Below are 13,334 nucleotides of genomic sequence, written 5' to 3' on the forward strand. Positions count from 1 at the left end.
TTGCCTGGCGGCTTTAGCGCGGTGGTCCCACCTGACCCCATGCCGAACTCAGAAGTGAAACGCCGTAGCGCCGATGGTAGTGTGGGGTCTCCCCATGCGAGAGTAGGGAACTGCCAGGCATCAAATTCGTTCCTTTTCCCCTGACAAGGAAATTAGCAGGAACAGACGGCTATCAGCCAGTTGCTGACAGCTGTGAAAGAATCGGTGGAGCGGTAGTTCAGTTGGTTAGAATACCTGCCTGTCACGCAGGGGGTCGCGGGTTCGAGCCCCGTCCGTTCCGCCACCCTATTAGGGGCGTAGTTCAATTGGTAGAGCACCGGTCTCCAAAACCGGGTGTTGGGGGTTCGAGTCCCTCCGCCCCTGCCAGAAAACGATCCTTTGCTTCGGCAAAGGATTTTTTTTGCTTTTAAAAAGGCAAAAAAGAAAAACCAGCTAAATCTAACTGGCCTCTGATCTTCCCTGCTTACTTCTCTGCTTTCAAGTTCAGCTGTTTTGCCTGACCAGAATCGGGAATTTAAGCAACTGACGGATATGTGCCTGCTGATCGCTATTTTGCAACCAGACAGCATAGAGCGGACGAACGGCGATGGGCGTATCCGGAATCATCATCAACTCACTGTAAACACTCTGCCAGAAGTCCGGCAGGAATGCGCACGCTCCGGTGGTATGCAGCAGTTCACGGGTGACATGCGCCGACGTAGTCGTCAGTACGGGCACATCATCAGCCCCGGAGAGGTAGCTCTGATGCTGATGAAAATCTGCCCCCCATTCCAGCTTAATATAATCATACTTTTCGCGCTTCTCGCTCTGCCGGGCGCAGAACAGCGCCAGTGAAATATGACCAATCTGCTGACTGGTTAATTCATCCATCTTAGGCGCTTCAGTGGTGATCAGCAGATCCAGCTGGCGCTCATGAAGCTGCTTAACCAGCAGGTGTCGCTGTGCCACGCGGGCTTCTAAATGCAGGCTCTCCCGATTCTCATAGAGCGTCTGTAGCCATGGCGTCAGATAAGCTTCCCATAGGGATGCACTGGCACCTATCGAAAGCTCATGGTGCTGCTGAGTGTGAGAAACCTCCTTCTTCGCCATCATCCAGGTGCTCATCAGGCTTTCAGCATAGGGGAGCAGTCGCTCTCCGGCCGCCGTCAGACGTATGTTATTGCGATGCCGTGTAAAAAGGTTAACGCCCAGCTGATTTTCTAACTGACGGATGCGAAAACTGACAGCAGATTGCGTGAGGTAAAGTGCTTCTGCAGCACGTCCGAAATGGCGTGTTCTGCTCACTTCCAGGAAAGTTTTCAGTAATTCCGTATCCACAGCCTTCTCCCAAAAAATGTTTGTCGTATAGATTTAAATGTTTTGTTTTACACTCTGTCAAGCCTATCTAATACTCCGCGCCATTAACAGCACGGCATTAGAAAATCAGGAGCGTGTAACATGGCGGAAAGCTTCTCAACAGAGAATCGTTTCTTTGATAACAAACATTACCCGCGTGGTTTCTCACGCCACGGTGACTTTACTATTAAAGAAGCTCAGCTTCTTGAACGCCACGGTTTTGCCTTTAATGAGCTGGATTTATCAAAGCGTGAGCCTGCAACCGAAGAAGAACGTTTGTTTATTGAAGTGTGTCGTGGCGTGCGTGAGCCGCAAACGGAAGCTGAACGTGTATGGTCTAAGTATATGACCCGCATTAAGCGTCCTAAACGTTTTCATACGCTGTCTGGCGGAAAACCGCAGATGGACACCGTTGAAGACTTCACCGACAGCGACGATTAACAGAGAAGGGGCGAAAGCCCCTTTTTTATTGCAGGCTGTTATGCAGATGAATCATTAATCGATCAATCGTGCGATAGCTGACCGCTTCCTGCAAATGATGCCTGGTGATGTCTGCTTCCCCTGCCAGATCGGCCACCGTGCGCGCCACTTTCAAAATCCGCTGCCATGCCCGTACAGATAACCCCAGTTTATCCAGCACGGACTCCAGCCACTCCGCATCTTTTTTAGCCGGCTGACACCAGCGCATAATCTCTGCATTGTTTAAATGCGCATTAATTTTGCCTGCACGGGCCAGTTGAATGTGTCGCGCGTCGACCACCCGACTACGGACCTGCTCAGACGCTTCTGCCTGGGGGCGTTGACCACTGAGCATGCCACTGGGGAGTAGCGGCACCTCCAGCGAAAGATCAAAACGATCAAGAAAAGGGCCGGATAGCTTACTGAGATAACGCAGCACCTGCTGCGGTGAGCAGCGGTTATGCTGTCCCTGATAATGTCCGGTTGGACTTGGATTCATCGCAGCAATCAGCTGAAACCGTGCGGGGTAGGTGACTTTTGCCCGGGCACGTGAAATAGCGATGACGCCCGACTCCAATGGCTCGCGCAGGGAGTCCAGCACCTTGCGATCAAATTCCGGTAATTCATCCAGAAACAGTACGCCGTTATGCGCCAGTGAGATCTCACCAGGCCGTGGCAGTGATCCGCCACCAATCAAAGCATAGAGAGAGGCACTGTGGTGAGGTGATCTGAAAGGCCGGGTGCGCCACTGTCGGGACAGGGTATTGCTGTTCACCAGACTGGCGATTGCCGCACACTCCAGTGCTTCCTGATCGCTTAAGGAGGGCATGATGCCGGGCAGTCGGGTTGCAAGCATGGTTTTACCGGTGCCAGGTGGCCCGATCAGCAACAGGTTGTGTCCGCCAGCTGCAGTAATCTCCAGTGCTCTGCGCCCCTGTTCCTGACCAATGATATCTGCGAGATCGTCAGCAGGCGCGTCGCCCTGTTGCTCAGGGTATTGTGCTGTCGGTAATGTGAGTTCATTGCGCAGAAAGGCACACACTTCGCTGAGGTGAGAGGCGACCAGCGACGTACCCTGACGGATGAGTCCGGCATCACACTGATTCTCAGCAGAGAGAACCAGCTGCCGTCCAGCCTGCATGGCTACCATGGCCGCTGGAATCGCGCCCTGTACACCGCACAGTGCGCCGTCGAGTGCCAGCTCACCCAGAAACTCATAGTGCGTCAGCTTGTCGGCAGGAAGCTGCTCAGAGGCGACCAGAATGGCGATGGCCATAGGTAAGTCATACCGCCCACCCTCTTTAGGTAAATCCGCGGGTGCCAGATTGATGGTGAGGCGCTTTGCCGGAAAGGTAAAACCGCTGTTGATAATGGCGCTGCGTACGCGCTCACGTGCCTCTTTCACCGTAGTTTCAGGCAGACCCACCAGTGATAATGCAGGCAACCCGTTACTGATGTGTGCCTCAATGGTCACCAGCGGGGCTTCCACTCCCAGTGCTGCCCGGGTCAGAACTTTTGACAATGACATACTCGCTCCTTGTTGCCGCCAGTCTGGTGATAGCGTCAAAGGAAAGCGAGGAGATGATCAGTACTGTTCGGGCCATCGCACAATCCATCACTGGTTTTTTCATGACGTCTTAAAATGTTGTACGACTGCGCGCAAATTCACCAAAACATTATTACGTCAGTAAAGTGATGAATAATTATCATCATGTAATTATTTCTTTTATTACAAATTGATAGGTCGCGATTTAGCGCAGCGCGCTAAAAAAACTCTGTAAAAAAAGTTGTGTCATGCCCCCTGACTATGATAACTCTGTAGGTATTACTTCGAACAAGCGAAAGAATTGAACAACACATGAAAGCCCTTCTACAAGTGATTAGCCTGGTCGTGATTAGCGTGGTGGTGGTTATTAACCTACCGTGCGGGGCAACGCTTGGAGAAAGAAAGGCTTAAAAATCAAGCCTCGAATCCGAAAAAACCCCCGCACCGAAAGGTCCGGGGGTTTTTTTTCGACCAGAGGAAATATCAGTAAATCCACAAGGAACAAACAATGAACAGTAGCATAAAATTCTGTTGTTCCGGTCAGGACACAGGAGAATAGCGATGACAGGTGCACAGTGGGTAGTTCAGGCTTTACGCGCGCAGGGTGTGGATACCGTATTCGGTTACCCAGGCGGCGCAATCATGCCGGTATACGACGCGCTCTACGATGGCGGCGTGGAACACCTACTGTGTCGTCACGAGCAGGGCGCTGTAATGGCGGCGATCGGTTATGCGCGCTCAACCGGCAAAACCGGCGTCTGTATCGCCACCTCTGGCCCTGGCGCAACTAACCTGATCACCGGTCTGGCAGATGCCATGATGGATTCGGTTCCGGTGGTTGCCGTAACGGGTCAGGTCTCTTCCGCTTTTATTGGTACCGACGCCTTTCAGGAAATCGACGTGCTGGGCTTATCGCTGGCCTGCACTAAACACAGCTTCCTGGTCGAATCGCTGGATGAGCTGCCCGCCATCATGGCAGAAGCCTTTGCGCTGGCGCAGTCGGGCCGTCCGGGTCCGGTATTGGTTGATATCCCGAAGGATATTCAGATTGCGCAGGGAGAACCCGCCCCACATCTGGTTCCGGTAGAAGAGGGAAATGCGCTGCCGCACCAGGCGATTCAGGAAGCACGCGCACTGATGGCGCAGGCCAGAAAACCAATGCTCTATGTTGGTGGAGGCGTTGGCCTGGCACAGGCTGTTCCGGCACTGCGCGCGCTGGCAGAAGAGACCGGCATCCCGGCAGTGGCCACCTTAAAGGGGCTGGGCAGTGTAGACCCCCACAGCGAGGTTTATCTCGGCATGCTGGGGATGCACGGTACTAAAGCCGCCAACCTGGCGGTGCAGAGTTGTGACTTACTGATTGCGGTCGGTGCCCGTTTCGATGACCGCGTGACCGGCAAGCTGGACACCTTTGCTCCCCATGCCAGCGTAATTCATCTCGATATCGATCCCGCTGAGTTAAACAAATTACGTCGTGCACACGTCTCTCTGCAGGGTGATCTCAACGAACTGCTGCCCGCCCTGAGTCAGCCTCTGCATATCAACGCCTGGCGTGATGAGATGAAAGCGCTTAAGGCCAGTCACCCATGGCGCTACGACCATCCGGGCGAAGCGATCTATGCACCGCTGTTGCTCAAGCAGCTTTCCGATCGCAAACCGGCCAATACCGTAGTGACCACCGACGTCGGTCAGCATCAGATGTGGACGGCGCAGCACATGGCATTCAGCGCGCCGGAGAACTTCATCACCTCCAGCGGCTTAGGCACCATGGGCTTTGGTTTACCCGCCGCCATCGGTGCGCAGGTTGCACGCCCGGAAGATACGGTTATCTGTGTCTCGGGCGATGGCTCCATCATGATGAACATCCAGGAGCTGGGCACCATCAAGCGCGGCAAGCTGCCGGTCAAAATCGTGCTGCTGGATAACCAGCGTCTGGGCATGGTGCGTCAGTGGCAGCAGCTGTTTTTCGATGGCCGCTACAGTGAAACCAATCTGTCCGACAACCCCGACTTCCTCACGCTGGCCAGCGCTTTCAATATTCCCGGCCAGCGCATTACCCGTAAAGATCAGGTCGACGCCGCCCTTGATGCTCTGCTGAACAGCGAAGGTCCTTACTTCCTGCATGTTGCAATTGATGAGCATGAAAACGTCTGGCCACTGGTACCGCCGGGTGCCAGCAATGCAAACATGATGGAGAAAACTGTATGAACCAGCATCAATTGTCTATCGAAGCCCGTTTCCGCCCTGAAATATTGGAGCGCATTTTACGCGTAGTGCGTCACCGCGGTTTTCAGGTCTGTTCGATGAACATGGCCTCAGTCGCCAACGCAGAAAACATTAATATTGAAATGACCGTTGCCAGTCAGCGCTCCGTCGATTTACTGTCTTCGCAGTTAAGCAAATTGATCGACGTTGCATGCGTTCAGATTCAACAACAGACAACACAACAAATCCGCGCTTAGCCGCGAGAGGGAATAACAATGAGCACGAAGAAAGCAGACTTTATTTGGTTCAATGGCGAGATGGTTAAGTGGGAAGAGGCGAAGGTCAGCGTCATGTCCCACGCGTTGCACTACGGTACGTCGGTATTTGAAGGCGTGCGCTGCTACGACTCTCACAAAGGACCGGTTGTGTTCCGCCATCGCGAACACATGCAACGTCTGCACGACTCCGCCAAAATCTACCGTTTCCCGATTAAAAGCAGCGTTGATGAGCTGATGGAAGCGTGCCGCGAAGTCATCCGCGTGAACAAACTGAAAAGTGCTTATATCCGTCCGCTGGCCTTTGTCGGCGATGTGGGCCTGGGCGTGAACCCGCCAGATGGCTTCACTACCGACGTGATCATTGCGGCGTTCCCGTGGGGCGCATACCTGGGCGCTGAAGCCCTGGAGAACGGCATCGATGCCATGGTCTCCTCATGGAACCGCGTAGCACCGAATACCCTGCCAACCGCCGCTAAAGCGGGCGGTAACTACCTCTCCTCACTGCTGGTGGGCAGCGAAGCCCGTCGTCACGGCTATCAGGAAGGGATTGCGCTGGATACCAATGGCCTGATCTCAGAAGGTGCAGGCGAAAACCTGTTTGAAGTCAAAGATGGCGTGCTCTTTACCCCGCCATTTACCTCTTCAGCACTGCCGGGCATCACCCGCGATGCCATCATCACGCTGGCGCGTGATATGGGCATTGAAGTGCGTGAACAGACCCTGTCGCGTGAATCTCTCTATCTGGCTGACGAAGTCTTTATGTCTGGCACTGCGGCAGAAATTACACCGGTGCGCAGCGTTGACCGCATTCAGGTTGGCGAAGGCAAACGTGGCCCGGTAACCAAACGCATTCAGGAGGCCTTCTTTGGCCTGTTCACCGGCGAAACCGAAGACAAATGGGGCTGGTTAGATCCGGTTAACCCATAATCAGATACAGCGCGGGCGTCATCTGACGTCCGCGAGCTTATTCTTACTGGAGTAAATAGAGTATGCCTAAGTACCGTTCCGCCACTACCACCCACGGCCGCAATATGGCTGGTGCCCGTGCCTTATGGCGCGCGACTGGAATGACCGACGACGATTTCGGCAAGCCGATTATCGCTGTGGTTAACTCATTCACCCAATTTGTGCCGGGCCACGTTCACCTGCGTGATCTGGGTAAACTTGTCGCCGAGCAGATCGAAGCGGCAGGCGGTGTGGCCAAAGAGTTCAACACCATTGCGGTGGATGACGGTATTGCCATGGGTCATGGCGGCATGCTGTATTCACTGCCGTCGCGTGAGCTGATTGCTGACTCGGTCGAGTACATGGTTAACGCCCACTGTGCCGATGCCATGGTCTGCATCTCTAACTGCGACAAAATCACCCCGGGTATGCTGATGGCGTCATTGCGCCTCAATATTCCGGTGATCTTCGTTTCAGGCGGACCGATGGAAGCGGGTAAAACCAAGCTTTCTGACCAGATCATCAAGCTGGATCTGGTAGATGCGATGATTCAGGGTGCCAACCCAAACGTCAGCGATGCCGACAGCGAGCAGATCGAACGCTCTGCCTGTCCGACCTGCGGCTCCTGCTCCGGTATGTTCACCGCCAACTCGATGAACTGCCTGACTGAAGCACTCGGTCTGTCGCAGCCAGGCAACGGTTCACTGCTGGCTACGCACGCCGATCGCAAAGAGCTGTTCATCAATGCCGGTAAGCGCATCGTAAGCCTGACTAAGCGCTATTACGAGCAGGATGATGTCAACATGCTGCCGCGTAACATCGCGAACAAGGCCGCTTTTGAGAACGCCATGATGCTGGATATCGCCATGGGTGGGTCCACCAACACCGTGCTCCACCTGCTGGCGGCGGCACAGGAAGGCGATATCGACTTTAATATCTCCGACATCGATCGCCTGTCACGCAAAGTGCCTCAGCTGTGTAAAGTGGCGCCAAGTACCCCGAAATACCACATGGAAGATGTGCATCGCGCGGGTGGCGTCTTCGCTATTCTCGGCGAGCTGGATCGTGCCGGCCTGTTCGACAGCAGCGCCCGTAATATCCTGCAGCAAACCATGCGGGAAACGCTGGATCAGTACGACATCATGCTGACCAAAGATCAGGCGGTAAAAGATATGTTCCGCGCGGGCCCGGCGGGTATTCGTACCACTCAGGCGTTCTCACAGAACTGCCGCTGGGACACGCTGGATGATGACCGTGCCGAAGGCTGTATCCGTACCCGTGAAAACGCTTACTCGCAGGATGGCGGTCTGGCCGTGCTCTACGGCAACATCGCGGAAGATGGCTGTATCGTAAAAACCGCAGGCGTAGACAAAGAGATCCTGACCTTCACCGGTCCGGCGAAAGTCTATGAAAGCCAGGATGACGCCGTTGAAGCGATTCTGGGCGGCAAAGTCGTCGCGGGCGATGTGGTCGTCATTCGTTACGAAGGACCAAAAGGCGGGCCGGGCATGCAGGAGATGCTCTATCCGACCACTTATCTGAAATCGATGGGGCTGGGCAAAAGCTGTGCGCTGATCACCGATGGTCGTTTCTCTGGCGGTACGTCGGGCCTCTCGATCGGTCACGCCTCACCTGAAGCAGCCAACGGCGGCACCATTGCGCTGGTCAAAGATGGCGACACCATCGAAATCGATATCCCTAACCGCGGTATCAAACTCGCCGTACCGGATAACGAACTGCACGCCCGCCGTGAAGAGCAGCAGGCACGTGGCGATGCGGCGTATACGCCGGTCAATCGTCAGCGTGAAGTCTCCTTTGCGCTGCGTGCCTACGCATTACTCGCGACCAGTGCTGACAAAGGCGCCGTCCGCGATAAGAGCAAGCTGGGAGGCTAACAATGGCCGAGTCTCAACCGCTACCCGAGGCGCCTTGTGGCGCCGAGTATTTGCGCGCAGTGTTGCGTTCACCGGTGTATGAAGTGGCACAGGTGACGCCGCTGCAGGTTATGGAAAAAATCTCATCGCGTCTCGGCAACACCATTCTGGTGAAGCGGGAAGATCGCCAGCCGGTGCACAGTTTCAAGGTGCGCGGTGCCTACGCGATGATTGCCGGTCTGAACGAAGAGCAGAAAGCGCGCGGCGTGGTGACGGCGTCAGCCGGCAACCATGCGCAGGGCGTGGCGCTCTCCGCCACTAAGCTGGGCATCAAATCACTGATTGTGATGCCGCTGGCGACGGCAGACATCAAGGTTGATGCGGTGCGCGCATTTGGCGGTGAGGCTTTCCTGTTCGGGGCCAACTTTGACGAGGCGAAAGCCAAAGCGATAGAACTCTCAGAACAGCGCGGCTACACCTTCGTGCCGCCGTTTGACCATCCGGCCGTCATTGCCGGACAGGGCACGCTGGCGATGGAGCTGTTGCAGCAGGATGCGCATCTCGACCGGGTCTTTGTCCCGGTTGGCGGTGGCGGTCTGGCAGCCGGCGTCGCGGTGCTGATCAAGCAGCTGATGCCGCAAATCAAAGTGATTGCGGTGGAGTCAGAAGATTCAGCCTGCCTGAAAGCAGCGCTGGAAGCGGGTCATCCGGTCGATCTGCCGCGCGTCGGGCTGTTTGCCGAAGGGGTGGCGGTGAAACGGATTGGCAGCGAAACCTTCCGGCTCTGTCAGGAATACATCGATGACATCATCACCGTCGACAGCGATGCGATTTGTGCCGCGATGAAAGATCTGTTTGAAGATGTCCGTGCGGTGGCGGAGCCCTCTGGCGCGCTGGCGCTGGCGGGCATGAAAAAGTATATCCAGCAGCACGGGATCAAAGGCGAGCGGCTGGCGCATGTGTTGTCCGGGGCCAACGTCAATTTTCACGGCCTGCGCTATGTTTCTGAGCGCTGCGAGCTGGGCGAACAGCGTGAAGCGCTGCTGGCCGTAACGATCCCGGAACAGCAGGGCAGTTTCCTGCGTTTCTGCCAGACCCTGGGTGGACGGTCGATTACCGAGTTCAACTACCGCTACGCCGATGCGGACAAAGCCTGCATCTTTGTTGGCGTACGACTGACGCGTGGCGTGGAAGAGCGCAGCGAGATCATCAGCGAGCTCACTAGTGGCGGTTATCAGGTGGTCGATCTCTCGGATGATGAGATGGCGAAACTGCACGTGCGTTATATGGTGGGCGGACGTCCTTCCAAACCACTGCGTGAGCGCCTCTTCAGCTTTGAATTCCCGGAGGCACCTGGCGCGTTGCTGAAGTTCCTGCAAACGCTGGGCACCCACTGGAATATCTCGCTGTTTCATTACCGCAGCCATGGCACCGATTATGGCCGTGTGTTGGCGGCTTTTGAACTCGGCAGCGATGAGCCACGCTTCGAAGAGCATCTCACCGATCTGGGTTACGACTTTCATGACGAAAGCCAGAACCCTGCATTCCGCTTCTTCCTGTCAGGCAACTGATTACAGCTGGCTCCAGAAAGCACTGATCAGCGGCTCTCCGAGCCGCTTTTTTTGCACGCAGATGCCGAGTTCGAACGGTGCAACCGAGTCAATATTCTCCAGTAACAGCACGCGGTTACGCACCGGATCCGGGCTGTTTTCCAGCACCACATCCGGCAAAAGTGCAATACCGCAGCCCAGCGCCACCATCGAAACAATCGCCTCATGACCCGAGACCGTGGCGTAAATCACCGGGTTCGGGATGCGCTGGCGGCGGAACCAGAGATCGATACGCCGTCGTGCCGGTCCCTGCACCGGCAGGATAAACGGAATTTTTGACCAGTCGGGCTGCGGCTGCGTTGCCTGGGTACGAACGGCACAGGGCAATGCAGGCGCGATCAGCACCAGCGGGATCAGCCCCAGTGGCATAAAATCAATGCTGGCGGGCAGCGTTTCAGGACGGCCGGCAATGGCCAGATCGGCATCGCCGGAGTGCACTTTTTCCACCGCATCCGCGGCATCGCCGGTATCCAGTTTGATTTCGACCTGCGGATGTTCAGCGCGAAAGCGGTCGAGGATGGGCGGCAGATGACTGTAGGCCGCTGTCACTGAGCAGAACAGGCGCAGCTCGCCGCTGAGCGACGGGCCGTTAAGATCCATCACATGGCGCAGTTGCTGATACTGCAACAGTGTCTGCTGGGCAAACTGGCGCAGGCGTTCGCCCGCTTCTGTCAGCGTCACGGTGCGGTTATCGCGCAGAAACAGCGCATGGCCGACATCTTCTTCAAGCCGCTGGATCTGGCGTGACAGCGTGGAAGGGCTGACGTGCATAGCACGCGCAGTGCGCCCGAAGTGGCAGCTTTCTGCCAGATGAAGAAACAGTTTCAGATCCCGTAAATCCATGTGCGCGTCGCCTCTGGGTGGTGTTGCATTTATTGCAATGTGACGTTGTTAATATATCAATTTAAGCAACAGAATTCCTGTCATATGATGGGGTCATTCGCGGCGCTGCATGACACGCCGTTCCTGAACAAAAAAAGCAAACACAACCTTACCGGAGTACCCATGGCTAACTATTTCAACACATTGAACCTGCGCAACCAGCTGGCGCAATTAGGCAAGTGCCGTTTCATGGCGCGCGATGAATTTGCGGATGGTGCCAGTTTCCTGAAAGGCAAAAAAGTCGTTATCGTTGGCTGTGGTGCGCAGGGCCTGAATCAGGGTCTGAACATGCGTGATTCCGGTCTGGATGTGGCCTATGCACTGCGTGCTGAAGCAATTGCGGAAAAACGCCCTTCATGGCGTAAAGCGACCGATAACGGTTTCAAAGTGGGCACCTACGAAGAACTGATCCCGCAGGCTGACCTGGTGGTTAACCTGACGCCAGACAAGCAGCACTCCGCTGTAGTTCAGGCTGTTCAGCCGCTGATGAAAGATGGCGCTGCGCTGGGCTACTCGCACGGTTTCAACATCGTTGAAGTGGGCGAAAGCATCCGTAAAGACATCACCGTGGTGATGGTGGCACCGAAGTGTCCGGGTACAGAAGTCCGTGAAGAGTACAAACGTGGCTTTGGTGTACCGACGCTGATCGCGGTCCATCCGGAAAACGATCCAAAAGGCGAAGGCATGGCGATTGCCAAAGCCTGGGCAGCAGCAACTGGCGGCGATCGTGCTGGCGTGCTGGAGTCCTCTTTCGTTGCAGAAGTGAAATCGGACCTGATGGGTGAACAGACTATCCTGTGCGGCATGTTGCAGGCTGGTTCACTGCTCTGCTTCGACAAGCTGGTGGCTGAAGGCACTGACCCGGCTTACGCAGAAAAACTGATCCAGTTCGGCTGGGAAACCATCACCGAATCACTGAAGTTTGGCGGCATCACACTGATGATGGATCGCCTCTCTAATCCAGCCAAACTGCGCGCTTATGCGCTGTCAGAGCAGCTGAAAACCATCATGGCACCGCTGTTCCAGAAACACATGGATGACATCATCTCCGGCGAATTCTCTTCCGGCATGATGGCGGACTGGGCCAACGATGATAAAAACCTGCTGACCTGGCGTGAAGAGACCGGCCAGACCGCGTTCGAAACCGCTTCACAGTATGAAGGCAAAATCGAAGAGCAGGAGTACTACGACAAAGGTGTGGTGATGGTTGCGATGGTTAAAGCGGGCGTTGAGCTGGCGTTTGAAACCATGGTGGACGCCGGCATCATTGAAGAGTCTGCCTACTACGAATCACTGCATGAGCTGCCGCTGATCGCGAACACCATCGCCCGTAAGCGCCTGTATGAAATGAACGTGGTGATCTCCGATACCGCCGAATATGGTAACTACCTGTTCTCCTTCGCCGCGGTGCCGCTGCTGAAAGAGTTCATGACCACGCTGCAGCCAGGCGATCTGGGTAAAGCGGTTGAAGGCACGCAGGTTGATAACGCGCAGCTGCGTGACGTTAACGAAGCGGTTCGCCAGCACCCGATTGAAACCGTTGGCCGCAAGCTGCGTGGCTACATGACCGACATGAAGCGTATCGCTGTCGCGGGCTAATTACCGTCATCACAGTTTTCAGCAAAACAAACCCCGGCTTGCCGGGGTTTTTTGTGGGTGAACAACGGCTGGACGGTTCTCTGTATAACTCTGCCTTCACTGCTATCTGACCGTGCATGCCCAGGGAGCACGGTCAGATCGGAAAGACGCAAAACCCGCCATCCATGGCATGCTCGGCCCGCGCCGTCCATGGCGCGGGACGCTTTCCTCTTCTGACCGTGTTCCCTGTGCCCTTAAGCTTCTTCATTGCTGCCAATATCACTACGCCTTTAAACGCCATTGAGCATTTACGAACAGACAACTAATCCACTTAAAGTGATGGGAGCATACGCCTGTAGCAAAGCATCGCGTGCCATGGACAAAAACGCCGGGAGCCTTTTTGAACAACGCAAAGCGTTGGCCCGTTTACGGGCGCACCTCAGGAATGAGGTGCGCAATCGCACGCGCTGAGCCCGCCATGGATGGCATCTTTTGCGTCTTTGCGAAAGGCGTATGCTCCCTGAGCCTGCCCTTATAACATCAAGGCGATGGTTTAGTCCTTAATGCCGATGTGCTTCCCTGAGCTGCCCTTTATTCACTAAACCCAACCCATAAAAAAAAC

At 55.3% G+C, this 13,334-nt stretch carries 11 protein-coding genes, 2 tRNA genes and 1 rRNA gene; 11 read left to right on the forward strand and 3 right to left on the reverse strand.

Going from position 1 to position 13,334, the window contains the following annotated elements:
* Positions 1–3 precede the first annotated feature (3 nt).
* From rrf to AC0T7J_RS15335, 3 genes are all read left to right on the forward strand, one after another.
* Positions 4–119: ribosomal RNA gene (rrf, locus tag AC0T7J_RS15325) — 5S ribosomal RNA — on the forward strand.
* Positions 120–206: 87 nt separating this feature from the next.
* A tRNA-Asp gene (locus AC0T7J_RS15330) sits at positions 207–283 on the forward strand.
* Between the two features lie 7 nt (positions 284–290).
* Positions 291–366, forward strand: a tRNA-Trp gene (locus tag AC0T7J_RS15335).
* A 117-nt stretch (positions 367–483) separates the two neighbouring features.
* Here AC0T7J_RS15335 and hdfR read toward each other — a convergent pair.
* Entirely contained in the window at positions 484–1,317 is an 834-nt protein-coding gene (gene hdfR, locus AC0T7J_RS15340; protein ID WP_473795244.1) for an HTH-type transcriptional regulator HdfR, read from the reverse strand.
* A gap of 120 nt (positions 1,318–1,437) precedes the next feature.
* Here hdfR and AC0T7J_RS15345 point away from each other — a divergent pair, with 120 nt between their 5' ends.
* A complete protein-coding gene (locus tag AC0T7J_RS15345; protein WP_010253568.1) occupies positions 1,438–1,776 on the forward strand; it encodes a MaoP family protein in 339 nt (112 codons plus the stop codon).
* 25 nt (positions 1,777–1,801) lie between these two features.
* Here AC0T7J_RS15345 and AC0T7J_RS15350 read toward each other — a convergent pair whose 3' ends face one another.
* On the reverse strand, positions 1,802–3,322 hold the full coding sequence (locus tag AC0T7J_RS15350) for a YifB family Mg chelatase-like AAA ATPase (RefSeq protein WP_473795245.1): 1,521 nt from the start codon (positions 3,320–3,322) through the stop codon (positions 1,802–1,804).
* Positions 3,323–3,652: 330 nt separating this feature from the next.
* Between AC0T7J_RS15350 and ilvL the strand changes: the two genes are divergently transcribed.
* The 6 genes from ilvL (at position 3,653) to ilvA (ending at position 10,213) form a co-directional block, all read left to right on the forward strand.
* Positions 3,653–3,751 (forward strand): ilv operon leader peptide, encoded by a 99-nt coding sequence (gene ilvL, locus AC0T7J_RS15355; protein WP_072101316.1) that lies wholly within the window; start codon positions 3,653–3,655, stop codon positions 3,749–3,751.
* 150 nt (positions 3,752–3,901) lie between these two features.
* Positions 3,902–5,548: an acetolactate synthase 2 catalytic subunit gene (ilvG, locus tag AC0T7J_RS15360; protein WP_039389700.1), complete on the forward strand. Its 1,647-nt coding sequence runs from the start codon at positions 3,902–3,904 to the stop codon at positions 5,546–5,548.
* Complete coding sequence (ilvM, locus tag AC0T7J_RS15365; protein WP_008926359.1) at positions 5,545–5,802, forward strand: acetolactate synthase 2 small subunit; 258 nt, start codon at positions 5,545–5,547, stop codon at positions 5,800–5,802. Before ilvG ends, ilvM begins: the two co-directional genes overlap by 4 nt.
* A gap of 18 nt (positions 5,803–5,820) precedes the next feature.
* Positions 5,821–6,750 carry a branched-chain amino acid transaminase gene (locus AC0T7J_RS15370; protein WP_010253558.1) on the forward strand — a complete coding sequence of 310 codons (930 nt, stop codon included), beginning with the start codon at positions 5,821–5,823 and terminating at the stop codon, positions 6,748–6,750.
* 62 nt (positions 6,751–6,812) lie between these two features.
* A complete protein-coding gene (gene ilvD, locus AC0T7J_RS15375; RefSeq protein ID WP_010253556.1) occupies positions 6,813–8,663 on the forward strand; it encodes a dihydroxy-acid dehydratase in 1,851 nt (616 codons plus the stop codon).
* Positions 8,664–8,665: 2 nt separating this feature from the next.
* Complete coding sequence (gene ilvA, locus AC0T7J_RS15380) at positions 8,666–10,213, forward strand: threonine ammonia-lyase, biosynthetic (protein ID WP_010253553.1); 1,548 nt, start codon at positions 8,666–8,668, stop codon at positions 10,211–10,213.
* Here ilvA and ilvY read toward each other — a convergent pair whose 3' ends face one another.
* Positions 10,214–11,095, reverse strand: coding sequence for an HTH-type transcriptional activator IlvY (ilvY, locus tag AC0T7J_RS15385; protein ID WP_008926355.1), 882 nt, complete (start codon positions 11,093–11,095; stop codon positions 10,214–10,216).
* A 162-nt stretch (positions 11,096–11,257) separates the two neighbouring features.
* Here ilvY and ilvC point away from each other — a divergent pair, with 162 nt between their 5' ends.
* Positions 11,258–12,733: a ketol-acid reductoisomerase gene (gene ilvC, locus AC0T7J_RS15390; RefSeq protein WP_010253551.1), complete on the forward strand. Its 1,476-nt coding sequence runs from the start codon at positions 11,258–11,260 to the stop codon at positions 12,731–12,733.
* Positions 12,734–13,334 lie beyond the last annotated feature (601 nt).

The sequence above is a fragment of the Pantoea sp. E956-1 genome (assembly GCF_982223955.1).